Annotated in this window: 23 protein-coding genes; 12 read left to right on the top strand and 11 right to left on the bottom strand. The window is 66.8% G+C overall.

The window, feature by feature from the left end:
• Position 1 precedes the first annotated feature (1 nt).
• The 10 genes from CXG43_RS14555 to asnS all read right to left on the bottom strand — a co-directional run bounded on the left by CXG43_RS14555 (position 2) and on the right by asnS (position 8,917).
• Entirely contained in the window at positions 2-688 is a 687-nt protein-coding gene (locus CXG43_RS14555) for a DUF2461 domain-containing protein (RefSeq protein WP_101100570.1), read from the bottom strand.
• Positions 685-2,124 carry an exodeoxyribonuclease I gene (gene sbcB / locus CXG43_RS14550; RefSeq protein WP_101100569.1) on the bottom strand — a complete coding sequence of 480 codons (1,440 nt, stop codon included), beginning with the start codon at positions 2,122-2,124 and terminating at the stop codon, positions 685-687. Before sbcB ends, CXG43_RS14555 begins: the two co-directional genes overlap by 4 nt.
• A complete protein-coding gene (locus tag CXG43_RS14545; RefSeq protein WP_182656824.1) occupies positions 2,124-3,500 on the bottom strand; it encodes an NAD(P)/FAD-dependent oxidoreductase in 1,377 nt (458 codons plus the stop codon). Before CXG43_RS14545 ends, sbcB begins: the two co-directional genes overlap by 1 nt.
• Before the next feature lie 19 nt (positions 3,501-3,519).
• Entirely contained in the window at positions 3,520-4,794 is a 1,275-nt protein-coding gene (gene kynU, locus CXG43_RS14540) for a kynureninase (RefSeq protein ID WP_101100566.1), read from the bottom strand.
• A 160-nt stretch (positions 4,795-4,954) separates the two neighbouring features.
• On the bottom strand, positions 4,955-5,467 hold the full coding sequence (locus CXG43_RS14535) for a 3-hydroxyanthranilate 3,4-dioxygenase (RefSeq protein ID WP_101100565.1): 513 nt from the start codon (positions 5,465-5,467) through the stop codon (positions 4,955-4,957).
• Between the two features lie 20 nt (positions 5,468-5,487).
• On the bottom strand, positions 5,488-6,150 hold the full coding sequence (gene can / locus CXG43_RS14530; protein ID WP_042614893.1) for a carbonate dehydratase: 663 nt from the start codon (positions 6,148-6,150) through the stop codon (positions 5,488-5,490).
• A 74-nt stretch (positions 6,151-6,224) separates the two neighbouring features.
• Positions 6,225-6,866, bottom strand: coding sequence for an FMN-binding negative transcriptional regulator (locus CXG43_RS14525; protein ID WP_101100564.1), 642 nt, complete (start codon positions 6,864-6,866; stop codon positions 6,225-6,227).
• Between the two features lie 4 nt (positions 6,867-6,870).
• Positions 6,871-7,185 carry a hypothetical protein gene (locus tag CXG43_RS14520; RefSeq protein ID WP_057507927.1) on the bottom strand — a complete coding sequence of 105 codons (315 nt, stop codon included), beginning with the start codon at positions 7,183-7,185 and terminating at the stop codon, positions 6,871-6,873.
• 7 nt (positions 7,186-7,192) lie between these two features.
• Complete coding sequence (locus CXG43_RS14515) at positions 7,193-7,492, bottom strand: hypothetical protein (RefSeq protein WP_042614896.1); 300 nt, start codon at positions 7,490-7,492, stop codon at positions 7,193-7,195.
• A 30-nt stretch (positions 7,493-7,522) separates the two neighbouring features.
• A complete protein-coding gene (gene asnS / locus CXG43_RS14510) occupies positions 7,523-8,917 on the bottom strand; it encodes an asparagine--tRNA ligase (RefSeq protein WP_101100563.1) in 1,395 nt (464 codons plus the stop codon).
• 130 nt (positions 8,918-9,047) lie between these two features.
• Here asnS and CXG43_RS14505 point away from each other — a divergent pair, with 130 nt between their 5' ends.
• Complete coding sequence (locus CXG43_RS14505) at positions 9,048-9,386, top strand: iron-sulfur cluster assembly accessory protein (RefSeq protein WP_101100562.1); 339 nt, start codon at positions 9,048-9,050, stop codon at positions 9,384-9,386.
• A 502-nt stretch (positions 9,387-9,888) separates the two neighbouring features.
• Here CXG43_RS14505 and CXG43_RS14500 read toward each other — a convergent pair.
• Complete coding sequence (locus CXG43_RS14500; RefSeq protein ID WP_319278489.1) at positions 9,889-11,094, bottom strand: MFS transporter; 1,206 nt, start codon at positions 11,092-11,094, stop codon at positions 9,889-9,891.
• Between the two features lie 479 nt (positions 11,095-11,573).
• On the opposite strand from CXG43_RS14500, the gene rpsF reads away from it, so the two are divergent.
• The 11 genes from rpsF (at position 11,574) to gyrA (ending at position 26,323) form a co-directional block, all read left to right on the top strand.
• Complete coding sequence (rpsF, locus tag CXG43_RS14495; protein WP_042613984.1) at positions 11,574-12,014, top strand: 30S ribosomal protein S6; 441 nt, start codon at positions 11,574-11,576, stop codon at positions 12,012-12,014.
• An 11-nt stretch (positions 12,015-12,025) separates the two neighbouring features.
• Positions 12,026-12,256 carry a 30S ribosomal protein S18 gene (rpsR, locus tag CXG43_RS14490; protein ID WP_005926280.1) on the top strand — a complete coding sequence of 77 codons (231 nt, stop codon included), beginning with the start codon at positions 12,026-12,028 and terminating at the stop codon, positions 12,254-12,256.
• 100 nt (positions 12,257-12,356) lie between these two features.
• Positions 12,357-12,809, top strand: a complete 453-nt coding sequence (gene rplI, locus CXG43_RS14485) for a 50S ribosomal protein L9 (RefSeq protein WP_042613983.1) — start codon at positions 12,357-12,359, stop codon at positions 12,807-12,809.
• 206 nt (positions 12,810-13,015) lie between these two features.
• Complete coding sequence (gene smc, locus CXG43_RS14480; protein ID WP_101100560.1) at positions 13,016-16,519, top strand: chromosome segregation protein SMC; 3,504 nt, start codon at positions 13,016-13,018, stop codon at positions 16,517-16,519.
• A gap of 108 nt (positions 16,520-16,627) precedes the next feature.
• Positions 16,628-17,365, top strand: a complete 738-nt coding sequence (gene zipA / locus CXG43_RS14475; protein ID WP_101100559.1) for a cell division protein ZipA — start codon at positions 16,628-16,630, stop codon at positions 17,363-17,365.
• A gap of 147 nt (positions 17,366-17,512) precedes the next feature.
• Positions 17,513-19,978 (top strand): NAD-dependent DNA ligase LigA, encoded by a 2,466-nt coding sequence (gene ligA / locus CXG43_RS14470; protein ID WP_101100558.1) that lies wholly within the window; start codon positions 17,513-17,515, stop codon positions 19,976-19,978.
• 52 nt (positions 19,979-20,030) lie between these two features.
• On the top strand, positions 20,031-20,513 hold the full coding sequence (locus tag CXG43_RS14465) for a GNAT family N-acetyltransferase (protein ID WP_101100557.1): 483 nt from the start codon (positions 20,031-20,033) through the stop codon (positions 20,511-20,513).
• Complete coding sequence (epmA, locus tag CXG43_RS14460) at positions 20,510-21,463, top strand: EF-P lysine aminoacylase EpmA (RefSeq protein ID WP_269801197.1); 954 nt, start codon at positions 20,510-20,512, stop codon at positions 21,461-21,463. Before CXG43_RS14465 ends, epmA begins: the two co-directional genes overlap by 4 nt.
• Positions 21,464-21,623: 160 nt before the next feature.
• Positions 21,624-22,292, top strand: coding sequence for a DUF3011 domain-containing protein (locus CXG43_RS14455; protein ID WP_232767820.1), 669 nt, complete (start codon positions 21,624-21,626; stop codon positions 22,290-22,292).
• 20 nt (positions 22,293-22,312) lie between these two features.
• Positions 22,313-23,374 carry an S-methyl-5-thioribose-1-phosphate isomerase gene (gene mtnA, locus CXG43_RS14450; protein WP_101100556.1) on the top strand — a complete coding sequence of 354 codons (1,062 nt, stop codon included), beginning with the start codon at positions 22,313-22,315 and terminating at the stop codon, positions 23,372-23,374.
• Positions 23,375-23,599: 225 nt separating this feature from the next.
• Positions 23,600-26,323 carry a DNA gyrase subunit A gene (gene gyrA / locus CXG43_RS14445; protein ID WP_101100555.1) on the top strand — a complete coding sequence of 908 codons (2,724 nt, stop codon included), beginning with the start codon at positions 23,600-23,602 and terminating at the stop codon, positions 26,321-26,323.
• Positions 26,324-26,462 lie beyond the last annotated feature (139 nt).

Below are 26,462 nucleotides of genomic sequence, written 5' to 3'. Positions count from 1 at the left end.
GTCAGAACTCCAGATCCAGCGCTGCGCACAGGTAATCCACGAACGGCCCCAGCGCGGCAAGGTCCTTGCCCAGCGTGGACAGCAGGCGGGGCCCGGTCATGGTGGCATCGTCCAGCTGCCGCCACATCACCCAGTTGCGGTGCTTGAGATCGTCGATGAACTCGAAATCCGCCGGGAAGCCGCGCGGCGGGCGCACCAGCTTTTCGGTCTGCTCCATCTCGAAGCGACGGCGCAGCGCCGGGGCATGCGCGGCCTGCTTCCAGCTGCCCGGATTGTCCAGGATGAAATGGCGGATGCGGCGCTGGGTATCCGGCTCGGGATGCCACACGCCGGCACCGACGAAGCTCGCACCGGGCTGCAGGTGCACGTAGAACGACGGTGCGGCGACTTCACGACGGCGCTCATGGAACAGCCGCGCGCCCTGCCAGTTCTTGTACGGCGATTTGTCGTTGGAAAAGCGCGCATCGCGGTAGATGCGGAACAACGAACCGCCCACGGTGCGCGTATCGGCACGGAATTTCGGGCTGACCTCGGCCAGCGCCGGTTGCAGGTCAGCGAGCAGGCGCAGGAACGGCTGTCGCACGTGGTCTTCGTACTGCTGCTTGTGGTCAGCGAACCACGCCTTGTCGTTGTGCAGTGCCAGTGCTTTCAGGAATTTGAAGCTGGCATCGGAAAAATAAGCGCTCACAGGCTGTCCTCCAGCTGCTTGCCCCAATCGCGCAGCGCCTGCAGCAGCGCCGGGCGGCGCAGGTCGTCGGACGGCTCGGCGGCAAGCGCATCGATCTGTTCGTTGTACTCGGCCAGGTTCACTTCGCCGAGCTTTTCATCACCGCGCAGGCGCCGCTGGCGGTAGGCCTGCCAACGCGCGCGGGCGTCGGCATCCAGGCTGCCAGGATGGTTGCGCGCACGATAGCGCAGCAGCAGTTCCGGCAGGCGGGGATCATTGAACTCACCTTCCAGCGCGCCGAGCGCTTCCGGCGGAGTGGTGCGCACGCGTGCCAGGAGGGACTTGTCGCCGGCGCCGAGGAAGCCATCGTAGATCGAGGCGTCGACATCGGATGGGCCGCCTTCGCGTGGCCGGGCGAAGACCTGGCGCGCCTTCTCGGCCAGCTGCGCAGCATGGGGACGCAGCTGTTCGACCTTGGCTTCGATGGCGGCGATGTCCAGCCCAAGGCGCTGGTGGTCATCGGGTCGAAGGTGGTTCCAGGCCACCAGCGCGGGCACCTTGTTGGCGTGTACTTCCTTCAACGGAATGCGCTGCACGCCTTCAGGCAGTTCACTGGCTCGCAGGTACAGGCGCTCGGCGATGGTCTCGGCCGGCAACTGCAGCAGCGCGTCAACATCGCCGTCCAGGTCGAACACGATGTAGCGGTTGGCGATGTGCGGATGCACGGTCAACGGCAGCACCGGCGCGGCGCACAGGCGGCTGGCCGGATAGCGCATCGAGATGTGCAGCAGTGGCCGCAGGGCGGTGACATCCAGCAGGCTGGTGACAAAACGCTTGTCGCGCAGGCGCAGCGCATAGTCCCACAGGCGCGGCTGCGCATCGCGGAACAGCCGGGCCATGCCGATGGTGGCGCGCACGTCGGACAACGCCTCGTGCGCATCGCCATCGCGCACGCCGTTGGCATCGGCCAGGTGCTCCAGCTTGAACGAGGTCGCACCGTCTTCGCGCTTGGGCCAGGTGATGCCGTCGGGGCGCAGCGCATGCATCAGCCGCAGCATGTCCAGCAGGTCCCAGCGCGAATTACCGTTGCGCCATTCGCGCTCGTAGGGGTCGAAGAAGTTGCGGAACAGCCCGTGGCGGATGAACTCGTCATCGAAGCGCAGCGTGTTGTAGCCCAGCGCGCAGGTGCCGGGGCGGCTCATCAGGTCATTGATCCGCGCCAGCGCCTCGGATTCACCGATGCCTTCGGCCAGCGCATGCTGCGGGGTAATGCCGGTGACCATAGTGGCATACGGTGAAGGCAGCAGGTCATCGGCCGGGCGCACGTAGAAACTGACGGGGGTGTCGATCTCGTTGAGCTGCGCATCGGTGCGGATGGCGGCGAACTGTGCGATACGGGTGCGGCGAGGATCCTGGCCGAAGGTTTCCAGATCGTAGAACAGGAAGCTGTCGGCCATCAGTGCGCGCCCTCCAGCACCGGCAGCTTGGCGTGGACTTCGGCTTCCAGCGCGCGCCAGTCGACCTGCTGCAGGGAATCCAGGCCTGCGGTGGCGTTGCGCAGGATGCGGCGCTGTATCCGCGTGCGCTCCAGCGCGACGGCGTAGGGCGTGTGCAGGAAAGTAACCATGGTGTAGTGTGGCACGAACCGCGTGGGCCACCGCTGCTGCAGCGCCAGCTCCAGTTCACGCTGCAGCAGGAACCCCGGGTCGGCCACCTGGTCGCGCATCTCCGTGTAGTTTTCCAGCGCCATCTGCTGGATCGCCCAGGCATTGGGCGAACGCTCGATCTCAAACGCCGAATACGCGCTGCGCAGGTCGCTGGCGGTTTCCAGGTGCCGGGCCAGCGCGACGCAGTCTTCGAAGGCACAGTTCATGCCCTGGCCGTGGAAGGGCACCATGGCGTGCGCGGCATCGCCGATCAGCACGGCCTTGCCATCGGTATGCCAGCGCTCCAGGTACAGGGTGCCGAGAAGGCCGGGCGGATGTGCATCCCAGTCAGCGCGCAGGTCCGGTATCAGCGCCAGGGCATCGGGGAATTCACGGGCGAACAGTGCTTCGGCCTGTTCGCCGGTGGTGACCGTGTTGAACCCCGGATCGCCCTTGTTGGGCAGGAACAGCGTGACGGTGAAGGTGCCTTCGTGGTTGGGCAGGGCGATGCACATGAAGCGGCCGCGCGGCCAGATGTGCAGCGCGTTGGGGTCGATGCTGAAGGTGCCGCCCGGGCCCGGCGGGATCTCCAGCTCCTTGTAGGAGTGGTCCAGGAATTCGATGCGCTCACCCAGTGGCTGGCGGCGGTTCATCGCCGCGCGCAGCGCCGATCCGGCGCCGTCCGCGCCGACCAGCGTGGCGAAGCGGATGTCATGCGGGGTGTCATCGCGGTCATCGATGAAGCGCGCATGCTGCGCATCGAAGTCCACGGTGTGCAGGCGCCGGTGGAAATGCACGATGGCGCCGGCCTGTTCGGCCAGCTCCAGCAGGGTGACGTTGAGCTCACGGCGATGGATCGACCAGATCACTTCGCTGTCGTCGCGGCCGTAGCGCTGCAGCGCGGGGGCGGCGTCGTCGCGCAGGTGGACCATCCGCCCGCGCATCATCACGGCACGCTCCATCACCGCCGCTTCCACGTGCGCGCCGGCCTGGCGCAGCGCGTTGCGGCCGCGTTCGGCCAGCGCCAGGTTGATCGAGCGGCCACTTTCATAGCCACTGACGCGCGGGTCGCCACGGCGCTCGTACACCGTGATGTTCCAGCCCTGCCGGGAGAGCAGGATGGCCAGCAGCGAGCCGGCCAGCCCCGCACCGACGATGGTCAGCGAACGCGGGGCGGCAGTGTCCAGCGATGTGTCCTGCACGGCGTCAGTGCCCGGCCCAGGCATCGACTGCATCAACGAAGTGGTGCAGGTCCTGGTAGCGGTTGTACAGCGGTGTCGGCGAGATCCGGATCACGTCCGGTTCGCGCCAGTCACCCAGCACGCCCACCGCGCGCAGGTGTTCGAACAGGGCCCGGCCGCGCTCACGGCCGCCGATCACACGCAAGGACAGCTGGCAGCCGCGGCGCTCGCTGTCAGCGGGCGTGATGCGTTCCAGCACGTGCGGCAGGCGGCTCTGCACCAGCGCATCCAGCATCCCGGTGAGGGCCAGGGACTTCTCCCGCAGTGCGGCCATGCCGGCGCGTTCGAACAGGTCCAGCGACGCACGCAGCGGCGCCAGCCCGAGGATCGGCGGGTTGCTGAGCTGCCAACCTTCGGCGCCGACGGACGGCACGAACTGCGGCGCCATCTGGAAGCGGGTGGCTTCCTCATGGCCCCACCAGCCGGCGAAGCGCGGCAGGGTGGTGTCGCGATGGTGGCGTTCATGTACGAAGGCCCCGGCGACGGCGCCCGGACCACTGTTGAGGTACTTGTAGTGGCACCACACCGCGAAGTCCGGCGCCACCTCATGCAGCTGCAGCGGCAGGTTGCCGACCGAATGCGCGAGATCGAAGCCGATGTGGGCGCCCTGGGCGCGTGCCAGCGTGGTGATCGCCTGCAGGTCGAACGCCTGGCCGGTGCGGTACTGCACGCCGGGCCACAGCACCAGCGCAAGGCGCGCGCCGTGGCGGGCGATGGCCTGCTCGATGGCCTGCAGCGAGATCGTGCCCTCTGCTTCATCCGGCTGCACTTCAATCAGGCACTCGGCGGGATCGAACCCGTGGAAGCGGATCTGCGCTTCCACCGCATGGCGATCGGTCGGGAAGGCGCCGGCTTCCATCAGGATCACCGGGCGCTGCGCGGTGGGCCGGTAGAAGCTCACCATCATCAGGTGCAGGTTCACGCTGAGCGTGTTCATCGCCACGACTTCGCTGGGCAATGCGCCGACCACCTGCGCCAGTTGTCCGCTGACCAGACGGTGGTAGCCCAGCCATTGGGTCGGGCCGGTGAAGTGGCCCTCCACGGCCAGCGTGGCCCATTGCCCCATGACCTCCTGCACCGCGGCCTGCGCACCACGTGGCTGCAGGCCCAGCGAGTTGCCGACGAAATAGGTCTGCTCGCCGCCTTCGTGGCGGGGGATCAGGAATTCGCCGCGCAGGTCGCGGAGCGGATCATTGGCATCCAGGGCCAACGCGTGGGCACGGCTGAGCGGTTCGGACATAGTGAAAGCCACACGATTTGACGTGTTCGAAGTGTACCGCGCGCGGCGTCGTGGCATGCCGGTACGGGGTTGGGGCGCGACGACCAACGGTCGCCGCCCACGGGGGCAGCACGCCCTGCGGTAGCGCCGAGCCATGCTCGGCGTCCCCTGCCGGGGCGGGTCAGCTGCCGGGCAGCGGATCCACGTGTCCGCATTCACTGCAGGTGCGCAGCTGCAGATCGCCCTGGTAACGGGCGAACACCTTCGGCAGGTCGGTTTCGATGTTCTGCAGGGTGAACCACTCTTCATGCAGCTTGTGATTGCAGCGCTCGCAGTGCCAGACCACGCCATCGCGTTCGTGCGGCAGGCGCCTGCGTTCCACCACCAGCCCGATGCCGCCCGGCGGGCGGCGCGGCGAGTGGGGCACGTTGCCTGGCAGCAGGAAGATCTCGCCCGCACGGATGGGAATGTCCCGGACCTGGCCGTCTTCCTGCACCTTCAGCACCATCTCGCCTTCCAGCTGGTAGAACCACTCCGGGCCCTCGTCGATGTGGAAATCGGTGCGCGAATTGGGGCCGCCGACCACCATCACGATGAAGTCGCCGTCCTCGATCATCTTGTTGCCGACCGGCGGCTTCAACAGGTGCCGGTGTTCTTCGACCCAGCCCATCAGGTTGATCGGTGAAGCAAGCATACGGATGCTCCGGTTGAGGCTCAGTCGCGCTTGCCCTTGCGCGGGACGAAGGACAGCGCTTTCTCATAACCCGGCTGCAGCGCTTCCGGGCTGTCGACGTCGATGCCCATTTCGCGGACGCGGCCATCGCGCAGGCTGTAGACCCATCCATGCACGGTCAGCTTCTGCCCGCGTGCCCAGGCATCGCGCACGATGGTGGATTGGCAGGCGTTGGCGACCTGCTCGATCACGTTCAGTTCGCACAGCCGCGCGTGGCGCAGGTCCGGATCATCGATCGCATCGAGGATGGCCGAATGCTTCTGGGCCACGTCGCCGACATGCCGCAGCCAGTTGTCGGCCAGGCCGACACGGACGTTGTTGAGGCTGGCATGCACGCCGCCGCAGCCGTAGTGGCCGACGATCAGGATGTGCTTCACCTTCAGCTGGTCCACCGCGTACTGGATCACGCTCAGGCAGTTGAGGTCGGTGTGCGCCACCACGTTGGCCACGTTGCGATGCACGAAGACCTCGCCCGGGGCCATGCCGATGATCTGGTTGGCGGGTACGCGCGAATCGGAACAGCCGATCCACAGGTATTCCGGATGCTGCTGCGTGGACAGCCGGTCGAAGAACGCGGGGTCTTCCTGCTGGATCCGGTCGGCCCAGTCGCGGTTGTTCTGCAGCAGCTTTTCAACATCTTTCATGTGGGGTCCCTGACGTGGTGGGGGGCAAGGCGCGGCGGGCAGAGCCGCGTCGTCGCGGGAATCAACGGAATACTTCAGTCGCGCGCGGTGTCCGGCGCGTCCAGGAAACGGCGCATCCACTGCGCCAGCTCGTGCGAGGCGGGGCAGGGCAGCCGTTCCAGTTCGGCGATGACGGCCTGCTGGTTGGCCACCGGGTGGTTCTGGCTGAGCTTCATTTTCAACTGCACGGTGTCCACCAGGAAGCTGAAGCCGATGATGCCGCGCAACTGGCTGCGGTGGTCATCGCGCTGCGCCTCGAACTGCCAGTCACGGCCTACCTTCGCTTCGTACAGATCGCCGGTATCGGCGACCACCGCCGCCAGCGCGTCGGTGTCCTCGAAGCGGTGCAGCTGGCCGCTCAGTTCAGCGGCGGCATAGTTCCAGGTCGGCACCCGTGCCATGGCCTCCTTGTCCGGATACCAGGACGCCGACACATACCCGTGCGGGCCGTCCACCAGCACCTTGGCGGGTCCGTCGCGGCGCGATTGCCGATTGGCCCTGGCCCAGTGCCCGCGCAGCTCGATCGCCTGCCCCTGGCGGCGGTACAGCACCGGCAGCCGGGTCAGCTCTGGCAGGCCATCGTCACCGGTGGTGAGCAGGGTAATGAACGCATCGCGGGCAAACAGCGCGTCCAGCCACTGCAGGTCGGTTTCAGCGAAGGCGCGCGGGGTGAACATGCAGCTAGACCGTGCGGCCCAGCGACTGCACCATCAGGCCACGCAGCCCTTCATCGGTGCTGGCCCGGGGCGGCTGCACTTCATGCAGCGAGAAGCCACGCACCAGCGCGTCTTCTTCGTCCAGTCCGTCGTATTCCACGAACTCGGCATCGAACAGCTGCGCGCGCGCGGTGTCTTCACCGTCGTAGCTCAGCGTGTTGCCATCGCTGTCCAGGACTTCGGCGGTGCCGGCCGGGCGGATGCGCAGGCGTGCCCAGATCAGCGTGTTGCCCAGGCTGGCCAGCCACCAGCTGTCCTGCGGAAGGGAGTCGTCATTCATTTCGTGATTACCAGATCGACGCCAGCCAGAGCAGGGCGGCCATGCCCAGTCCGGCCAGCAGGGTCAGCAGCGATACCCAGGCCGGTGTCGCCAGCCCGGACAGCGAGCGGTCCGGCTGCGCGCGATAGTCACGCCGCAACAGCCAGGCCAGTGCTTCGGGCTTGAGGAAGGCACCGCTGCCAAAGCGCTGCGACAACGCCGGATGGCGGTCGCGCAGGTGCACCAGGGTCAGCGGCCAGAAGATCACGAAGGCACTGAACCCGGCGATCGCCACGCCAAAGAAACACAGCGCGAAGAACAGGGTCATGGGGTCGGTACCTCCGTGGATGGAAGGGGATCAGAAGTCGGCGTTGCCCGGGGCGCGCGGGTAGGCGATGGCATCGCGGATGTTGGACAGCCCGCAGACGTACACCACCAGGCGCTCGAAGCCGAGGCCGAAGCCGGCGTGCGGCACCGAACCATAGCGGCGGAAGTCGCGATACCAGCCGTAGTGCTCGCGGTCCAGGCCGAACTGCGCCATGCGCGCATCCAGCACGTCCAGGCGCTCTTCGCGCTGGCTGCCGCCGATGATCTCGCCGATGCCCGGTGCCAGCACGTCCATCGCCGCGACGGTCTTGCCGTCGTCGTTCAGGCGCATGTAGAACGCCTTGATGTGCTCGGGGTAGTTGGTCACCACCACCGGACGGCCGATATGTTCTTCGGTCAGCCAGCGCTCGTGTTCGGTCTGCAGGTCCAGGCCCCATTCCACCGGGAAATCGAACTTCCGGCCGGAGTTCTGCAGCAGCTGCACCGCTTCGGTGTAGTCGATCTGCTCGAACGGGGCATTGATGAAGTTCTCCAGCTTGCTGATCGCGTTCTTGTCCACGCGTTCGGCCAGGAAGGCGAGGTCGTCGCCACGTTCGTCCAGCACCGCGCGGAACAGGTACTTCAGGAATTCCTCGGCCAGCCGCGCATCTTCGGCCAGGTCGGCGAAGGCGATTTCCGGCTCGATCATCCAGAACTCGGCCAGGTGGCGGGTGGTGTTGCTGTTCTCGGCGCGGAAGGTCGGGCCGAAGGTGTAGACCTTGCTCAGCGCCAGGCAGTACGCCTCCACGTTGAGCTGGCCGGACACGGTCAGGAAGGTTTCCTTGCCGAAGAAATCACGGCTGAAGTCGACCTCGCCGCGCTCGGTGCGCGGCAGGTTGACCATGTCCAGCGTGGAGACGCGGAACATCTGGCCGGCGCCTTCGGCGTCGGAGGTGGTGATGATCGGCGTGCTGATCCAGTTGAAGCCGTTCTGGTGGAAGAACCGGTGCACGGCCTGGGACAGGCAGTTGCGGATGCGGGTGACCGCGCCGAACAGGTTGGTGCGCGGGCGCAGGTGCGCCACTTCGCGCAGGAACTCCGGCGACATCGGCTTGGGCTGGATCGGGTAGGTCAGGGGGTCTTCGACCCAGCCGACCACTTCCACGTCGCTGGCCTGGATCTCGAAGGACTGGCCCTTGCCCTGTGATTTGACCAGGGTGCCCTTGGCGATCAGCGAACAGCCGCTGGTCAGGCGCTTGACCTCGTCGAAGTTGGCCAGCGATTCGGCTGCCACCACCTGGATCGGGGCGAAGCAGGAGCCGTCGGTGACGTTGATGAAGGCAAGATTCGCCGAGCCACGCACCGTGCGTACCCAGCCGCGTACCGTGACTTCGCCGCCTTCCGGGATCTTCCCGGCAAGCGCATGTTCAACGCTGACCACCGTCATGACTTGAATCCTCTGCTGATCGACTCGATCTGTGAATTCGAAGTTTACCGGTTGCAGCGTTCCGCTTGCGAGGCATTTCTACTGCCCCGGTGGCCTTTATACTCGTCTCGTACCTTCGTGGAGCTCCATCATGGCCGTCAGCCTGACCCCAGTAGCCTTTGAGCGCGTCCAGCGCTTCGTCGCCCAGACCCCTGGTGCCCTGGGGCTGCGCTTTGGCGTGACCCGCACCGGTTGCTCGGGCTGGGGTCACGTGACCGATCTGGCACGTGACGAGCGCGAGGGCGACCGTGTTTTCGACCAGGACGGGGTGCGCATCTACGTGGACGCGCAGAGCCTGCCGCTGGTGGATGGCACGGTCATCGATTTCGGCAAGCAGGGCCTGAGCGAGACGTTCACGTTCAAGAACCCGAATGCAGCGGCCGAATGCGGCTGCGGTGAGAGTTTCACCACGGATGAGTCGCACCGCTGAGGGCTGGGGGTTTCCGGCCTGCGGCCGGCTTGCTGTAGCAGCGACGGCAACGGCAACGGCAACGGCAACGTCAAGAGCCTGCAGGGCTGTGTGTTGGCGGGGCGGGGTGGCTGTGCAGGACACGCCGTGCATCCATCCATGGAGGCTCGCTTTTCGCATCCATGCGAAAAGACGGTCCTGCACAGCCACCCCGCCCCACCTTCGACAGGTCCATGGTGGCCTTGGTAGCGCCGACCCATGGTCGGCGGAATGTTCCCGCCAAAGGCCCGCTGCGCTCGCCGACCATGGGTCGGCGCTACCGCTTTTCTTTTTTTTCACGCGGCGGGCGGCCCACGGAACCCGTCAGGGGGCCGGGCGGTGGGGCTGGGCGGGGGCGTTGAGCGCCATGGATGGCGCGAAACGAGGCCCGCATGGACGCAGTTCTTGCCGTCCCCCGCACAGCCCCACCGCCCGGCCCCGATCACGCAGACTGCTTTTCGCAACAGCCCGCCGCGAGGGGGTTTTACCCGTTCGACGCACCCACTGCCAGCGAACCAGCGCCGCGCCGGCGCTCGATCACCACCGACACACCCCACAGCAGCAGGCCGGCCGCCGCCGTAGCGGCACCTACGTACCCGGTGGAGGCGTAGCCGAAGCCGCCGCCGATGGCCATGCCACCCAGCCACGGGCCCAGCGCGTTGGCCGTGTTGAAGGCGGCATGGTTGGACGCGGCGGCCAGGGTCTGGGCCTCGCCGGCGGCGTCCATCAGGCGGGTCTGCAGGGCCACGGCCAGCGCGCCCATGGTGCCCACCGCAATGATTGCGGGCACCATCGCCCAGGGCGAATGCGCGGCCAGCGGGAACAGCAGCAGGACCACCACCGACCACGCCAGCAGCACGCCGGCGGCGCGGAACTGCAGGCGATCCACCAGCCAGCCCCCCAGCATGTTGCCGATGATCGCGCCCACGCCGAACAGGCCGACGGCCGCAGGCATCCAGCGTTCGTCGATGCCGGTGACGTTGACCAGCGTCGGTGCCAGATACGTGAACACGCAGAACATGCCGGCAAAGCCGATCGAGCCGATCGCCAGCGCCAGCCACACCTGGGTGGTGTTGAACGCACGCAGCTCACGCATCGGGCTGGTACGTACTTCGTTCGGGTCCGGTGCAAGGTGGCGCGACACCATCACCACGGTGGCCAGCGCCAGCAGGCTGACCAGGGCGAAGGCAGTGCGCCAGGTGAACTGCTGGCCAAGCCAGGTGGTAAGAGGATTGCCGACCAGGATCGCGATCGACAGGCCCAGCAGCACTTTCGACACGGCCGCGCCGCGCTGTGCCGGCGGGCTGATCGAGGCCGCCACCAGCATCGCCACGCCGAAATAGGCGCCGTGCGGCAGGCCGGCAACGAAGCGCGCCAGCAGCATGGTGTGGTAGTTGGGGGCCAGCGCGCTGGCCAGGTTGCCGATCGCGTAGAAGCCCATCAGGCCCAGCAGCAGGCTGCGCCGGCTGATACCGGCGCCGGCGAAAGCCAGCACTGGCGCACCCACCACCACGCCGATGGCGTAGGCGCTGATCAGGTGCCCGACCTGCGCTTCTGTGATCGACAGCCCGCGGCTGATGTCCAGCATCAGGCCCATGCTGGCGAACTCGCTGGTACCGATGGCGAATCCGCCCAGCGACAGGGCCAGCAGGATGAAAGTGCGCTGGCGGGGCGACAGCACGGCGGCCAGCGTGGACGTGGCAACCGGGGGAGCGGACGGGTTCACAGGAAAAATCCGGGGCATTTGTACGAGTACGGATTGTACTGCTGCAGCGCAGCACAGTCGTCCGATCTGCGTGCTGCCGGCTGAACGCTGTATTTCTCCGCCCGTAACGGCCCATCTGGACTCAGCGCCCGCCGAGCATGGCTCGGCGCTACCGCTTCGGCGGCGCCCGGAATCTGTCAGGGGTCGGGCGGTGGGGCTGGGCGGGGGCGTTGAGCGCCAAGGATGGCGCGAAACGAGGCCCGCAGGATGCGGCTTCTGCCGTCCCCCGCCCAGCGCCACCGCCCGACCCACCTGCAGCCAACCGGTCTGCGACTTGCCCCGGCCAACCCCAACAGGCATAATTGGCGGCTTCCTGCGTCCAGCGTAGGAACCCTTGCCCCACCGCCGTCACCACCGCGGGGGGCTGTCCGGCCGAAACGGCCACATCCGAAAGGTATATAAACATGAGTCGTCATTACGAAATCGTGTTCCTGGTCCACCCGGATCAGAGCGAGCAGGTCCCGGCAATGATCGAGCGCTACAAGTCGCTCGTCGAGAACGGCAACGGCACCATCCACCGTCTGGAAGACTGGGGCCGCCGTCAGCTGGCGTACCCGATCCAGAACCTGGTGAAGGCCCACTACGTCATGCTCAACATCGAAGTTGACCAGGCCGTGCTGAGCGAGCTGGTGGAAAGCTTCCGCTTCAACGACGCCGTGCTGCGCAACCTGGTCGTCAAGCGCGATGGCCCGGATACCGAGCAGTCGCTGATCATGAAGAGCAAGGACGAGAAGGGCGACAAGCCCGAGCGTGGCGAGCGTCGTCGTCGTGACGACGAAGAAGGTGAGACCACCACCCCCGCCGCTGACAACGATGCCGGCGACGACGCCGCTTCGGCCGCTTAAGGAGCACTGACATGTCCAAGTTCTTCCGTCGCCGCAAGTTCTGCAAGTTCACCGCCGAAGGCGTGAAAGAGATCGATTACAAGGATCTCAACACCCTGCGCCAGTACCTGACCGAGAACGGCAAGATCGTGCCGAGCCGCGTCACCGGTACCAAGTCGAAGTACCAGCGCCAGCTGGCAACGGCCGTCAAGCGCGCCCGTTTCCTGGCCCTGATCCCGTACACCGACAACCACGACATCTGATGCCGGCGGGCGGCCTCGTGCCGCCCTCCCGCACTGATATTCGGACAGCCATCCGCTGCGGGGCATCGCCTCGCTAACGAATACATTCTGGAGTAACACCATGCAGCTGATCCTTCTGCAGAAAGTCACCAACCTCGGCAACCTCGGCGACCTGGTCGACGTGAAGCCGGGCTACGGCCGTAACTTCCTCGTGCCGCAGGGCAAGGCCGTGCCGGCCACCGAGAGCAACAAGGCCGAGTTCGAAGCCAAGCGCGCCGAGTACGAAGCCAAGGCCGAGTCGATCCATTCCGACGCCGAAGCCCGCAAGGCTAAGCTGGAAGGCAAGTCGGTGACCATCGCGGCCAACGCTTCCACCGAAGGCAAGCTGTACGGCTCGGTCGGCGCGCGCGAAATCGCCGATGCCTTCACCGCTGCTGGCCTGCCGGTCAACAAGAGCGAAGTCATCCTGGGCGAAGGCGCCTTCCGCAACATTGGCGAGTACGACGTCCTGGTGCACCTGCACGCCGACGTTGAAACCACCGTCAAGGTCGTGGTCGAAGCCGAAAAGGCCTGATCCCACGCCGAAAGGCATGGAATCACCAGAACGGGCGCCCGCAGGGGCGCCCGTTTTGTTTTGGCGCGCGCCCCGGCCCCCTGCGTAGAACGCGGCCACATCGGTATACTCGGTGCATTACGCCCGACCGACGGCCCTGATCCCAGCCGGATCAAGGGGTTGGCGGGTAAATGCAGGCCTCACAACGGCCCCGGCCCGGAAACCCTATGCGTCTTTCCACGATCAAGCTGTCCGGCTTCAAGTCCTTCGTCGATCCCACCACGCTGCATCTGCCGACCAACATGACCGGCGTGGTCGGACCGAACGGCTGTGGAAAGTCCAACATCATCGATGCCGTGCGCTGGGTGATGGGCGAAAGCTCGGCCAGCCGCCTGCGTGGTGACTCGCTGACCGATGTGATCTTCTCCGGCTCGGCCGCGCGCAAGCCGGTATCGCAGGCCACCGTGGAGCTGATCTTCGATAACAGCGACCACACCATTTCCGGTGAGTACGCCTCGTTCAACGAGATATCGGTCAAGCGCACCGTCAGCCGCGATGGCAGCAGCAACTACTACCTCAACGGCACCAAATGCCGTCGCCGCGACATCACCGACCTGTTCCTGGGCACCGGGCTGGGCCCGCGCAGCTATTCGATCATCGAGCAGGGGATGATCAGCCAGATCATCGAAGCCCGCCCTGAAGACCTGCGTGTCTACCTGGAAGAAGCCGCCGGCATCTCCAAGTACAAGGAGCGCCGCAAGGAAACCGAGACCCGTATCCGCCACACCCGCGAGAACCTGGACCGGCTGGGCGACCTGCGCGATGAAATCGGCAAGCAGCTTGAACACCTCAAGCGACAGGCGCGCCAGGCCGAGCAGTACCAGACGTTGCAGGAGGAGCGCCGGGTCAAGGATGCCCAATGGAAGGCGCTGGAGTTCCGCGGCCTGGATGGCCGGCTCGGCAAGCTGCGCGAAGGGCTGTCACAGGAAGAGACCCGCCTGCAGCAGTTGATCGCCGAACAACGCGAAGCGGAATCGCGGATCGAAACGTCGCGCGTGCGTCGCGAGGAGTCGGCCGAGGCGCTCAATGCCGCACAGGCCGAGGTCTACCAGGTGGGCAGCATGCTGGCCCGGCTGGAACAACAGATCCAGCACCAGCGCGAGCTGTCGCAGCGCCTGCACAAGGCGCGCGATGAAACGCAGCAGGCACTGGCCGAACTTGGCCAGCACATCAGTGGCGACGAGGCCCGGCTGAGGGTGCTGCGCGAGGCGGTGGATGCGGCCACGCCGCAGTTGGAACAGCTGCAGGAAGAGAACGAGATCAAGCAGGAGAGCCTGCGCGAAGCCGAAGCCCGGCTGGGTGATTGGCAGGCGCGCTGGGAACAGCACAGCAGCCAGAGTTCGGAAGCATCGCGTTCCGGTGACGTCGAGCGCACCCGCGTGGACTACCTGGACCGGCAGGTGCTGGAAGCCGAACGGCGCCGCGAGACGTTGCAGTCCGAGCGCGCCGGCCTGGACGTGGATGCGCTGGAGGCAGCGTTCGAGCAACTGCACATCCAGCACGACACCCAGAAGACCGCGCTGGACGAGCTGGGCGAACAGGTGGAACTGCGCAAGCAGGAGGTCACGGCCGTGCAGGAGCGCCAGCGCGGCGCACAGAACGAACTGGCCGAACTGCGCAAGCAGGCCAATGGCGTGCGTGGCCGCTTGTCGTCGCTGGAAACCCTGCAGCAGGCCGCACTCGGCCAGGAGCAGGGCGCGGCGGTCGCCTGGTTGAAGGCGCGCGGGCTGGATTCGGCAGGCCGCGTCGGCGAGCGGCTGAAGGTTGAAGCGGGCTGGGAAAACGCGGTTGAAAGCGCGCTGGGTCAGTTGATCGAAGGCGTGCTGGTACAGGCACCGGAACAGCTGGTGGATGCGCTGGGTGAGCTGGGTGATGGCCGCATCGCGCTGGTGGCCGATGATGAAGCGCCGCTGCAGGTGGCTGCTACCTCGCTCGCAGCGAAGGTGCAGGGGCCGGCAGCCATCCGTCGCCTGCTGGCCCGCCTGCATGCTGCCGAAGACCTGGAGCAGGCGCGCGCACTGCAGGCCACGCTGGGCGACGGCGACTCGGTGATCACCCGTGGCGGCGAGCGGCTGGGTGCCGGTTGGGTGCGGGTATCGCGCTCGGGCGCGGCCAAGCAGGGCGCGCTGCTGCGCGAGCGCGAAATCAACACGCTGCGCGAACAGATCGAACAGCTGCAGCAGCGCGAAGCCGAACTGGAGCAGTTGCTGGGTGGCTTCCGTGACCAGCTGCTTGCCGCCGAACAGCAGCGCGAAGACGTGCAGCGCGCCGTGTACCAGGCGCACCGCGGCGTGTCCGAGCTTGCCGGCCAGCTGCAGGGCCAGCAGGGCAAGCTGGAATCGGCGCGCAGCCGCATCGACCGCATCGAAGGCGAGCTGGTCCAGCTGATGGAAACCCTGGAGCTCAACCGCGAGCAGGTGCGCGAGGCGCGCGGCCGGCTGGATGACGCGGTCAGCAGCATGGGCGACCTGGAGTCGACCCGGCAGGCGCTGGAGAACGAACGCCGGCAGCTGACCGAGGCCCGTGACCGGGCCCGCGATGCGGCCCGCAGTGTGCGCGAAGCCGCCCATTCGCTGGCGCTGACGCTGGAATCCCAGCGCGCCCAGGTGGCGTCGCTGAGCCAGGCGCTGGAACGCATGAGCAACCAGCGCGGCCAGCTGGATTCGCGCCTCGGCGAGCTGCACGCACAACTGGACGAAGGCGATACCCCGGTGGAATCGCTGCAGGCCGAACACCAGCATGCGCTGGAAGAGCGCGTGCGTGCCGATGGCATGCTGTCGCAGGCGCGCTCACTGCTGGATGGCATCGACGTGGAGCTGCGCGAGCTGGAGCAGACCCGGCACAAGCGTGACGAACAGGCGCTGGCACAGCGCGAGCGCATTTCGCAGCGCCGGCTTGACCAGCAGGCGCTGGTACTCAATGCCGAGCAGCTGCAGGCGGCGGTGGAGAAGGCCGGCTTCGTGCTGCAGGAGGTCATCGCCACGCTGCCCGAGGACGCCCGCCTGGGCGACTGGGAGCAGACCGTGCAGCAGATCGATGCGCGCATGCGCCGGTTGGAACCTGTCAACCTGGCGGCGATCCAGGAATATGGCGAAGCGTCGCAGCGCTCGGAATACCTGGACGCGCAGAACCTGGACCTGAATACCGCGCTGGAGACGCTGGAAGATGCGATCCGCAAGATCGACCGCGAGACCCGCGGCCGCTTCAAGGACACCTTCGACCGGGTCAACGCCGGCGTGCAGGCGCTGTATCCGCGTCTGTTCGGCGGTGGCCATGCCTACCTGGAACTGACCGGCGAGGACCTGCTGGACACCGGCGTGACCATCATGGCGCGGCCGCCGGGCAAGCGCGTTTCCAGCATTTCCCTGCTGTCCGGCGGTGAGAAGGCGATGACCGCGGTGGCGCTCGTATTTGCGATCTTCCAGCTCAATCCGGCCCCGTTCTGCCTGCTCGACGAGGTGGACGCCCCGCTGGACGAGGCCAACGTCGGCCGCCTGGCCAACATGGTCAAGGAGATGAGCGAGAAGGTGCAGTTCCTGTTTGTCAGCCACAACAAGGCGACGATGGAGGCGGCGCACCAGCTGTCCGGCGTCACCATGCGCGAACCCGGCGTCAGCCGCCTGGTCAGCGTCGACCTGGAAGAGGCGGCGCGGCTGGCCGGGGCGGCCTGATACGCCGCGTGCACGGGGGATTGGTGCATTATTCGCGCCACCCCCGGTGCAAGAAGACCTGCATCGTGCCATTCTTGTCTGAACGTATTTAGCCGGAGACCCAACCGAATGTCCGACACCGCACTGCTGCGCATCGGCATCCTTACCGCCGGCCTGCTGTTGATCGCTGCGATCCTGTTGTTCGGCCGGCCGAAGAGAAAGACCCAGGGACGCCGTGTCGAAGGCGACCCCGGCGCCGATGGCGCCCAGCGCCGCGAGCCGGTGCTGGGCGGCGGCGTCGACGCGGCGGGCGAGGAGCCACGCGACCCCGCCGTCGACGGCGAGCAGGCCGAACTGGGGCTGTCAGACAGCGAAGCCAACGCCAACAGTGACCTCGGCAAGCGGGCCAGCCAGGATTTCGACAAGATCGTTTCGTTGTTCGTGGCCGCGCGCGCCGGCGAACAGCTTCGTGGCGAGGACATCGTGGTGGCGGCGGAAAAGACCGGTCTGGTGTTTGGCCACATGAACGTGTTCCACCGGCTGGTCGAAGGCCACCCTGAGCGCGGTCCGATCTTCTCGATGGCCAGCATCATGAAACCGGGCAGTTTCGACATGGGCACCATCCGCGAGATGGAAACCCCGGCGATCGCGTTCTTCCTGACCCTGCCGGCGCCGCTGACGGCGCTCGATTCCTGGGAAAAAATGCTGCCGACCGTGCAGCGCATGGCCGAGCTGCTGGATGCGGTGGTGCTGGACGACAGCCGCAACGCGCTGGGTCGCCAGCGTATCGCGCACATCCGCGATGATCTGCGCGCCTACGACCGCCAGCACCAGGCGCCACCGCTGACCAAGACGCCGCGCTGGTAAGCGGGATGTTTCCGGCACGCAGGCCGGTGCCCGTGCGGAAGACCTCGCCGAAGCGTTCCGTTTCCGCTTCGCCGTGACGCGCCGCCGCGGCCTGCGCACGCCATGGACGTTAGAATCGCGGTCTGTACAGGAATCACCGGACCCGGCATGAACGTTACTCCCGCCCAGCGTATCGATGCGCTTCGCCGTCAGCTTGCAAGCGCGAACGCGGCCTACAACGAGCGCGATGAACTGCTGATCCCGGATGCCGATTACGACGCGCTGATGCGCGAGCTGGAGGCGCTGGAGCAGGCGCATCCGGAACTTTCGACAGTGGACTCGCCCACCGCGAAGGTCGGCGCACGGCCGTCTTCGCGCTTCGCCGAAGTCACCCATGCAGTGCCGATGTTGTCGCTCGGCAATGCGTTCAGCGATGAGGAAGTCGCCGATTTCGTGCGTCGCATCAGCGAGCGGCTGCGGCGTCCGGCGCTCGCGTTCTCCGCCGAGCCGAAGCTGGATGGCCTGGCGATCAGCCTGCGCTACGAGGGCGGGCAGTTCGTGCAGGGCGCCACGCGCGGCGACGGCAGCAAGGGCGAAGACGTGACCGCCAACCTGCGGCAGATTCGCGATATCCCGGAAAGCTTGCACGGCACTGGCTGGCCCGACGTGCTGGAAGTCCGCGGTGAGGTCTACATGGCACGCGCAGATTTCGAAGCGTTCAACGAACGCGCGCGGCAGCAGGGCGGCAAGGTACTGGCCAACCCGCGCAACGCCGCCGCCGGATCGCTGCGCCAGCTGGACCCGAAGATCAGCGCGCAGCGCCGGCTCAGCTTCTTCGCCTATGGCACCGGCGAAGTGGATGGCGGCGAGCTGCCCGATACACATTCCCGGACCCTGCAGCAGCTGCGCGGGTGGGGCTTCCCGGTCAGCGAGCTGTGCACGGTGGTGACCGGTACCGACGGCCTGCTGGCCTATTACCGCGACATCGGTGAACGCCGCGACGGCCTGGCGTTCGATATCGACGGCGTGGTCTACAAGCTGGACGACCGCGAAGGGCAACAGGCGATGGGCTTCGTCGCGCGGGCGCCGCGCTGGGCCATCGCGCACAAATTCCCCGCGCAGGAACAGAGCACCACGGTGGAGGCCATCGAGATCCAGATCGGGCGCACCGGTGCGGCCACGCCGGTGGCGCGCCTGGCGCCGGTCGCGGTGGCCGGAGTGATCGTCTCCAACGCTACCCTGCACAACGCCGACCAGATCGCGCGGCTGGATGTGCGCGTGGGCGACAGCGTGATCGTGCGGCGCGCCGGCGATGTGATTCCGGAGGTGGTCAGCGTGATCGCCGACCGCCGTCCTGCCGGCACCACGCCATGGAAGATGCCGACCCACTGCCCGGTATGCGGGGCGGAAATCGTGCAGGAAGAGGGCGCGATCGCCTGGCGCTGTTCCGGCGAGCTGAGCTGCCCGGCGCAGCGCAAGGAGGCGATCAGCCATTTCGCTTCGCGTCGTGCGATGGACATCGACGGCCTGGGCGGCAAGTACATCGAGACCCTGGTGGATGCGGGTATCGTGCGCGGCGTGGCCGACCTGTACCGGCTGACCCGTGACACCCTGCTGCAGTTGAAACTGGTGCTTGATGCCGAGGATCCCTCCGCGCTGGCCGCCAGCTTCACCCCGCACCTGCCGCCCGATGGCAGTGGCGCAGTGCTCAACGGCGTGCTGAAGATGGACGCAGGCGATGCGGGCTGGCGTGCGCAGGCGCTGGCCCAACCGATCACGTTCAGCTGGAACACGAAGAAGATCGCCACCCGCTGGGCCGACAACCTGGTGGCCGCCATCGAGGCCAGCCGCGAGGCGACGCTGGAGCGGTTGTTGTTCGCGCTTGGCATCGAGCATGTCGGCGAAAGCACGGCGAAAGCGCTGGCGCAGTGGTTCGGCGAACTGGAACTGATCCGCCACCTGCCGTGGCCGCTGTTCAAGCGGGTACCGGACATCGGCGGTGAAGTAGCACGATCGCTGGGTCATTTCTTCGAACAGCAGGGCAACCAGCAGGCCATCGACGATCTGCTGCAGTTCGGCCAGGTGCGCATCACCGATGAGCATCCGCCCAGCGGCAAGCTGCGCGAGGGGCTGGATCTTGCACAGCTGCTGGTGGAGGCCGAGATACCCGGCATCACCCGCCTGCGTGCGGAAAAGCTTGCCGCCGCACTGAGCAGTGCGCAGTCGATACTGGATGCCGAACACGGCCAGTTCGTCAATGCCGGGCTGCCTGACGACACCGCGCGCGGCCTGGCGGCGTGGCTGGACAGCGAAGGCAACGGCGAGCTGCTGCTGCAGGCAGAAGCGAAGATGAAGGAGATCCTGCAGCGCGCGCCGCAGCAGGCCGGGCAGCCCGTCGGGCCGCTGGAGGGCCAGACCGCGGTGCTGACCGGCACGCTGTCCGCGCTTACCCGCGATGTGGCCAAGGAGCGTCTGGAAGCGCTGGGCGCGAAGGTTGCCGGCAGCGTATCGAAGAAGACCAGCTTCGTGGTCGCCGGCACCGAAGCCGGTTCCAAGCTGGACAAGGCCCAGTCGCTGGGCGTGCCGGTGTGGGACGAAGACCAGCTGCTGGCCTTCCTCGCCGCCCACGAATGAAACGTACCAAAGCCGGGTACCCGCCCGGCGGGACCCCTTGAAGGAGAGTTGCATGCAGATCGCACCGCTGGATTTCCGCATGGCCACCCGCGCCGACGAAGCACAGTTGCTCACCCTGATGCGCGCGTTCTACATCGAAGACCAGATCGCGTTCGACGAGGCGCGCGTGCGCCGCGGGGTCGATGCCTTGCTGGCCGACCCGCGCAATGGCGAGGTGCTGATGCTGCTGGACGAGAACGGCGCGGTCGGCGGTTACGTGGTGATCGCGATGGGCTTCAGCCTGGAGCAGGGCGGGCATTTCGCGCTGCTGGACGAGCTGTACCTGGCGCCGGGTGTACGCGGACGTGGCCGTGGCCGGCAGGCACTGGCGATCGTCGAGCAGCGCGCACGCGCACGCGGTGTCGAACGCCTGCGGCTTGAAGTGAACCGCCACAACGAACTGGCGCGCCGGCTGTACACCGCAACCGGCTACATCGACGATACCCGCGACCTGATGACGCTGCCGCTGGACCATCCGCGCGACGGCCTGCTGTGAGCGCGCTGCTGCAGGCGCTGCGCCAGCGCGCCGCGCTCAACGCGATGGTGCGCCGCTTCTTCGCCGAGCGCGAGGTGCTGGAAGTGGAGACCCCGATCCTGTCGGCGGCAGGCAATACCGAGCCGAACATCGACAGTTTCCATACCGATTTCAGCGGCCATCGCGATGCCGGTGCGCGTCGTCGCTGGCTGCGTACCTCGCCGGAATTCCCGCTCAAGCGATTGCTGGCTGCCGGCGTGGGTGACTGTTACGAGCTCGGCCGGGTGTTCCGCAATGGCGAAGCAGGCGGCCGCCACAACCCGGAGTTCACCATGCTGGAGTGGTACCGGGTGGGCTGGGACCATCACCGGCTGATCGACGAAACCGCCTCGCTGGTGCAGCAGGCGCTGGCGTTGGTCGGGCGGGTGGCGACCCTGCAGGTGATCGACTACCGCACGCTGTACCTGCAGCGCATCGGCGTGGATCCGTTCGAGGCGAGCATCGCCGAACTGCGGCTGCCACTGGCCGGCATCCAGATCGATGCCGCGGGCCTGGGGCGGGACGACTGGCTGGACCTGTTGATGACCCACTGCATCCAGCCGCACTTCGATGACACCGTGATGACCGTGGTGCATGACTGGCCGGCATCGCAGGCGGCGCTGGCGCGGATCCGCGACGATACGCCGCCGCGCGCGGAGCGCTTCGAGCTGTACCTGGGGCCGGTCGAGCTGGCCAATGGCTACCACGAACTGGGCGATGCGCAGGAGCAGCGCGCACGCTTCGAAGCTGACCATGCGCGTCGGCAGGCACGTGGGGATGTGCTGCCGCCGCTGGACGAAGCGCTGCTGGCGGCGTTGCCGGCGATGCCCGCCTGCGCCGGCGTCGCGGTGGGCGTGGACCGGCTGCTGATGGCCATGGGGCGCACCGCGCGTATTGCCGACGTGCTCGCGTTTGATTTCAGTCGTGCCTGAACGTCGTAACCGGCGCTTGCGGGGGATACGCGATGATGCTCTTATCACGCCGGTTGCCGCATGGTGGCAAACGAATCACGATGACAGGGCGGACGAGTCGTTGAACAAGTTGTTGGCAAGCACGGGGGCCTCGTTGGGCGCGCTGCTGCTCTGGACCGCGCTGCTGCCATCGGCGGCCGCGCAGGGGCAGGGCGGCTATGCCGGCGAGGTGGTGCGTTGCCAGTCGCGCGACCTCGGATGGGTGCACTGCAACATGGATGTCGAACGGGGCGTGGAACTGGTGCGCCAGCTGTCCGAAAACGCCTGCGTGCGGGGCAGCGAGTGGGGCACCGACCGTTCCGGCGTGTGGGTCACCCTGGGGTGCCGTGCTGAATTCCGCGCGCGCGGTAGCGCCGGCGCCGCAGCACCGGGTGCACCGGCCAAGGTCGTCAGGCGCGTGGTGCGTTGCGAATCCAACGGCCGCCCGCAGAGCTGTCCGGTGCGCCTGGAAGGTGCGCCGGTGCGCCTGCTGCGGCAGAACTCGCGCATGCCCTGCCGTGAAGGCCACAGCTGGGGTTATCGGCGCAACGAAATCTGGACCACGCGCGGTTGCGAGGGTGATTTCGAGATCGGCGCGGCGGACGGCAGTGGCTTCGTCGATGCGCCACGCCGGCTCACCTGTGAATCCAAGGATCGGCGTCGGCGTTTCTGCGGGGCCTCCATCACTTCCGGCGTCAACCTGCTCAAGCAGCTGTCCGGGCGCGCCTGCGAAGAGGGACGCAACTGGGGCTGGGACAAGCGTGGGATCTGGGTGGACGACGGGTGCCGCGCCGAGTTCTCGGTGAACTGAGCGCGCATTACAATGGGCGCATGAACGCGCCCACCGATATCGACTACGCCCGCTACGACCACATCCGCCCGATCCTGTGGACCGGCGATGCCCTGCAACTGCTGGACCAGCGCAAGCTGCCCTTCGTGGTGGAGCACGTTGCCTGCACCACCAGTGACGAGGTGGCCACCGCCATCCACGCGCTGACCGTGCGCGGCGCGCCGGCCATCGGCATCGCCGCTGCCTGGGGCGTGGTGCTGGCCGCACGCGAGGTGCAGGCCGACGACGGCCCGCAGGCCCTGCAGAAGCTGGAACCGGCGCTGCAGCGCCTGAATGCCTCGCGGCCGACGGCGGTGAACCTGGCCTGGGCGCTGGCGCGCATGCGTCGGGTGCTGGGCGCGGCAGGCAATGACTGGCAGCAGGTGCTGGAACGCGAGGCCGAAGCCATCGCCACCGAAGACCTGGCGGCCAATCGGCACATGGGCGCCCTGGGTGCCGGCCTGATCGACGCCGGCAGCGGCGTGCTGACCCACTGCAACACCGGGTCGCTGGCCACCGCCGGCTTCGGTACCGCACTGGGCGTGATCCGCGCCGGCATGGCCCAGCAGCGCATCGCCAAGGTGTTCGCCGGGGAGACCCGGCCGTGGCTGCAGGGCGCACGCCTGACCGTGTGGGAGCTGCAGCAGGATGGCATCGATGCCACCTTGATCGCCGATTCGGCCGCCTCGCACCTGATGAAGACCGGTGCGGTGCAGTGGGTGATCGTCGGCGCCGACCGGATCTGCGCCAACGGGGACACCGCCAACAAGATCGGCACCTACCAGCTGGCCATCGCCGCACGCCACCATGGGGTGAAGTTCATGGTGGTGGCGCCGTCCTCGACGGTGGACATGGATACCGCCGATGGCGGACAGATCGAGATCGAACAGCGTGATCCCGGCGAGTTGTACGGGGTCGGCGGCAGCCGCACCGTGGCCGACGGTATCGCCGCCTGGAACCCGGTGTTCGACGTGACCCCGGGGGAGCTGATCGACGCCATCGTGACCGAGCGCGGGGTGATCCTGGCGCCGACCGTGGCCAGCATGCGGGCCGCCTTCAGCTGATCCCGGACGGGCGGCGAAGCGGATCGGGGAGGCAAGCGGGGCAATCGGTCAACAGGCGGACAACCGGTCCCTAAGTTGCTGATTTCTTCCGGTAAAAAGCCGCTGAACAGGGGAGAAAATTCCCGTGCTGTGGTAGACTCCGCCAGTTAATCGAGATTCCGCCGCTGCCGCCCTGAAAAGGGAGTGGCGCGACGGACTGGACCGCTACCAGACAACGGAACCCGAATGGCAGAATCCGCCAAGGAAATCATCCAGGTCAACCTGGAAGACGAGATGCGCAAGAGTTACCTCGATTACGCGATGAGCGTGATCGTGGGACGCGCGTTGCCTGATGCGCGCGACGGCCTCAAGCCTGTGCATCGCCGTGTGCTGTTCGCGATGAGCGAGCTGAACGCACACGCCAACAAGCCTTATTTCAAGTCGGCGCGTATCGTCGGCGACGTCATCGGCAAGTACCACCCGCATGGCGACCAGTCGGTGTATGACACCCTGGTGCGCCTGGCGCAGCCGTTCGCGCTGCGTTACATGCTGGTCGATGGCCAGGGTAACTTCGGTTCCGTCGATGGCGACTCCGCCGCGGCCATGCGTTACACCGAAGCGCGCATGTCGCGCCTCGCGCATGAGCTGATGGCCGACATCGACAAGGAAACCGTCGATTTCCAGCTGAACTACGACGAAAAGGAAAGCGAGCCGACGGTCATGCCGACCCGGTTCCCGAACCTGCTGGTCAACGGTTCGGCTGGTATCGCGGTGGGCATGGCGACCAACATCCCGCCGCACAACCTGACCGAATCGATCAACGCCTGCATCGCCTTGATCGACAATCCGCAGATCGATGTCGATGGCCTGATGGAGTACATCCCGGGTCCTGATTTCCCGACCGCGGGCATCATCAACGGCACCGCCGGCATCATCGCCGGCTACCGTACCGGCCGTGGCCGCGTGCGCATCCGTGCCAAGGCGGACGTGGAAGTGGCCGACAACGGCCGCGAGTCGATCATCGTCACCGAAATTCCGTACCAGGTGAACAAGGCGCGTCTGATCGAGAAGATCGCCGAACTGGTCAAGGAAAAGAAGCTCGAAGGCATCAGCGAACTGCGCGATGAGTCCGACAAGGACGGCATGCGCATCTACATCGAAATCAAGCGCGGCGAGTCGGCGGAAGTTGTCCTCAACAACCTCTACCAGCAGACCCAGATGGAGTCGGTGTTCGGCATCAACATGGTGGCGCTGGTCGACGGCCGCCCGCAGTTGTTGAACCTCAAGCAGATGCTGGAGGCGTTCGTCCGCCACCGTCGCGAAGTGGTGACCCGCCGTACCGTGTTCGAGCTGCGCAAGGCGCGCGCCCGTGCCCACGTGCTGGAAGGACTGACCGTCGCGCTGGCCAACATCGACGAGATGATCGAGCTGATCAAGAGCTCGGCCAACCCGAACGAAGCCCGCGAACGCATGCTGACGCGCGTGTGGGATCCGGGCCTGGTCGGTTCGCTGCTCGGCGCCGCCGGTGCCGAAGCGTCGCGTCCGGAAGACCTGCCCAAGGGCGTGGGCCTGGTCCAGGGCGGTTACCAGCTGACCGAAGTGCAGGCCACGCAGATCCTGGAAATGCGCCTGCACCGCCTGACCGGGCTGGAGCAGGACAGGCTGACCGACGAATACAAGCAGCTGCTGGAAGTCATCGCCGGGCTGATCCACATCCTGGAAAACCCGGACCGCCTGCTCGAAGTGATCCGCGAGGAGCTGATCAACGTACGCGAGGAATTCGGCGACGCACGTCGTACCGAAATCCGCCACAGCGAAGAAGACCTGGACATCCTCGACCTGATCGCCCCGGAAGACGTGGTGGTCACCCTGTCGCATTCCGGCTACGCCAAGCGCCAGCCGGTCAGCGCGTACCGCGCGCAGCGTCGTGGCGGTCGTGGCCGCAGCGCGGCGTCGACCAAGGAAGAGGATTTCATCGAGCAGCTGTGGCTGGTCAACACGCATGACACGCTGCTGACCTTCACCAGCGCCGGCAAGGTGTTCTGGCTGCCGGTGCACCAGTTGCCCGAAGCCGGTTCCAATGCGCGCGGGCGCCCGATCATCAACTGGATTCCGCTGGAACCGGGCGAGCGGGTGCAGGCGGTGCTGCCGGTGCGCGAGTATGCCGAAGGACAGTTCGTGTTTTTCGCCACCCGCAACGGCACGGTCAAGAAGACCCCGCTGGGTGAGTTCGCCTTCCGCCTGGCGCGCGGCAAGATCGCCATCAACCTGGACGACGGCGATGCCCTGGTGGGCGTCGGCCTGACCGACGGTGCACAGGACATCCTGCTGTTCGCTTCCAATGGCAAGACCGTGCGCTTCGGCGAAGACAAGGTCCGTTCGATGGGCCGTACCGCTACCGGCGTGCGCGGCATCAAGATGGCCAAGGGCGAAGAAGTGGTCAGCCTGATCGTCGCCGAAAGCGCCGGCGGGATCGAGGACGAGAACGAGGACGATACGGGCGTGGAGGACGCCAGCGTGGACAACGGTGATGCCGTGGTCGAGGTCGGTGACGAGGCGGGCATGAAGTTCATCCTGACCGCGACCGAGAACGGCTACGGCAAGCGCACCCCGCTGCCGGAGTATCCGCGAAAGGGACGTGGCACGCAGGGCGTGATCGGCATCCAGACCACCGAACGCAACGGCAAGCTGGTCGCTGCGGTGCTGATGGGTCCGGCCGACGAAGTGCTGCTGATCTCCGATGGCGGGACCCTGGTGCGGACGCGTGGCTCGGAAATCAGCCGGGTCGGCCGCAACACCCAGGGCGTCACCCTGATCCGCCTGTCCAAGGAAGAGAAGCTGCAGGCGGTGGAGCGGATGGACGCCTTCATCGAAGCCGACGAGGAGCAGGAAGGGGCGGTCGATGCTGCGGCGATCGAGCCGGCGGCTGCTACCCCGGCCGCAACGGACGACATGCCGTCGCAGGACTGACCGCTCTCTTGGTGGTCAACGGAAGACGCCGGCCCCGTGCCGGCGTTTTTCGTTACGCAGGATCGGTAGTGTCGAGCTTGCTCGACACTGCGGTAGTTCCCCACGCTGCGGTGCGCGCCCTACGGTACCTGGTCATGGC

This window comes from Stenotrophomonas sp. Bg11-02 (assembly GCF_002836635.1).
Taxonomy (GTDB): Bacteria; Pseudomonadota; Gammaproteobacteria; order Xanthomonadales; family Xanthomonadaceae; genus Stenotrophomonas; species Stenotrophomonas lacuserhaii.
This window is presented reverse-complemented; position numbering and strand designations above follow the sequence as displayed.

What these genes read in the sequence shown, in the direction of transcription:
- sbcB (WP_101100569.1), bottom strand. Translation starts at nt 2,124, where the DNA reads ATGGCCGACAGCTTCCTGTTCTACGATCTGGAAACCTTCGGCCAGGAT.
- kynU (WP_101100566.1), bottom strand. Translation starts at nt 4,794, where the DNA reads ATGTCCGAACCGCTCAGCCGTGCCCACGCGTTGGCCCTGGATGCCAAT.
- CXG43_RS14535 (WP_101100565.1), bottom strand. Translation starts at nt 5,467, where the DNA reads ATGCTTGCTTCACCGATCAACCTGATGGGCTGGGTCGAAGAACACCGG.
- can (WP_042614893.1), bottom strand. Translation starts at nt 6,150, where the DNA reads ATGAAAGATGTTGAAAAGCTGCTGCAGAACAACCGCGACTGGGCCGAC.
- CXG43_RS14525 (WP_101100564.1), bottom strand. Translation starts at nt 6,866, where the DNA reads ATGTTCACCCCGCGCGCCTTCGCTGAAACCGACCTGCAGTGGCTGGAC.
- CXG43_RS14520 (WP_057507927.1), bottom strand. Translation starts at nt 7,185, where the DNA reads ATGAATGACGACTCCCTTCCGCAGGACAGCTGGTGGCTGGCCAGCCTG.
- CXG43_RS14515 (WP_042614896.1), bottom strand. Translation starts at nt 7,492, where the DNA reads ATGACCCTGTTCTTCGCGCTGTGTTTCTTTGGCGTGGCGATCGCCGGG.
- asnS (WP_101100563.1), bottom strand. Translation starts at nt 8,917, where the DNA reads ATGACGGTGGTCAGCGTTGAACATGCGCTTGCCGGGAAGATCCCGGAA.
- CXG43_RS14505 (WP_101100562.1), top strand. Translation starts at nt 9,048, where the DNA reads ATGGCCGTCAGCCTGACCCCAGTAGCCTTTGAGCGCGTCCAGCGCTTC.
- rpsF (WP_042613984.1), top strand. Translation starts at nt 11,574, where the DNA reads ATGAGTCGTCATTACGAAATCGTGTTCCTGGTCCACCCGGATCAGAGC.
- rpsR (WP_005926280.1), top strand. Translation starts at nt 12,026, where the DNA reads ATGTCCAAGTTCTTCCGTCGCCGCAAGTTCTGCAAGTTCACCGCCGAA.
- rplI (WP_042613983.1), top strand. Translation starts at nt 12,357, where the DNA reads ATGCAGCTGATCCTTCTGCAGAAAGTCACCAACCTCGGCAACCTCGGC.
- smc (WP_101100560.1), top strand. Translation starts at nt 13,016, where the DNA reads ATGCGTCTTTCCACGATCAAGCTGTCCGGCTTCAAGTCCTTCGTCGAT.
- zipA (WP_101100559.1), top strand. Translation starts at nt 16,628, where the DNA reads ATGTCCGACACCGCACTGCTGCGCATCGGCATCCTTACCGCCGGCCTG.
- ligA (WP_101100558.1), top strand. Translation starts at nt 17,513, where the DNA reads ATGAACGTTACTCCCGCCCAGCGTATCGATGCGCTTCGCCGTCAGCTT.
- CXG43_RS14465 (WP_101100557.1), top strand. Translation starts at nt 20,031, where the DNA reads ATGCAGATCGCACCGCTGGATTTCCGCATGGCCACCCGCGCCGACGAA.
- mtnA (WP_101100556.1), top strand. Translation starts at nt 22,313, where the DNA reads ATGAACGCGCCCACCGATATCGACTACGCCCGCTACGACCACATCCGC.
- gyrA (WP_101100555.1), top strand. Translation starts at nt 23,600, where the DNA reads ATGGCAGAATCCGCCAAGGAAATCATCCAGGTCAACCTGGAAGACGAG.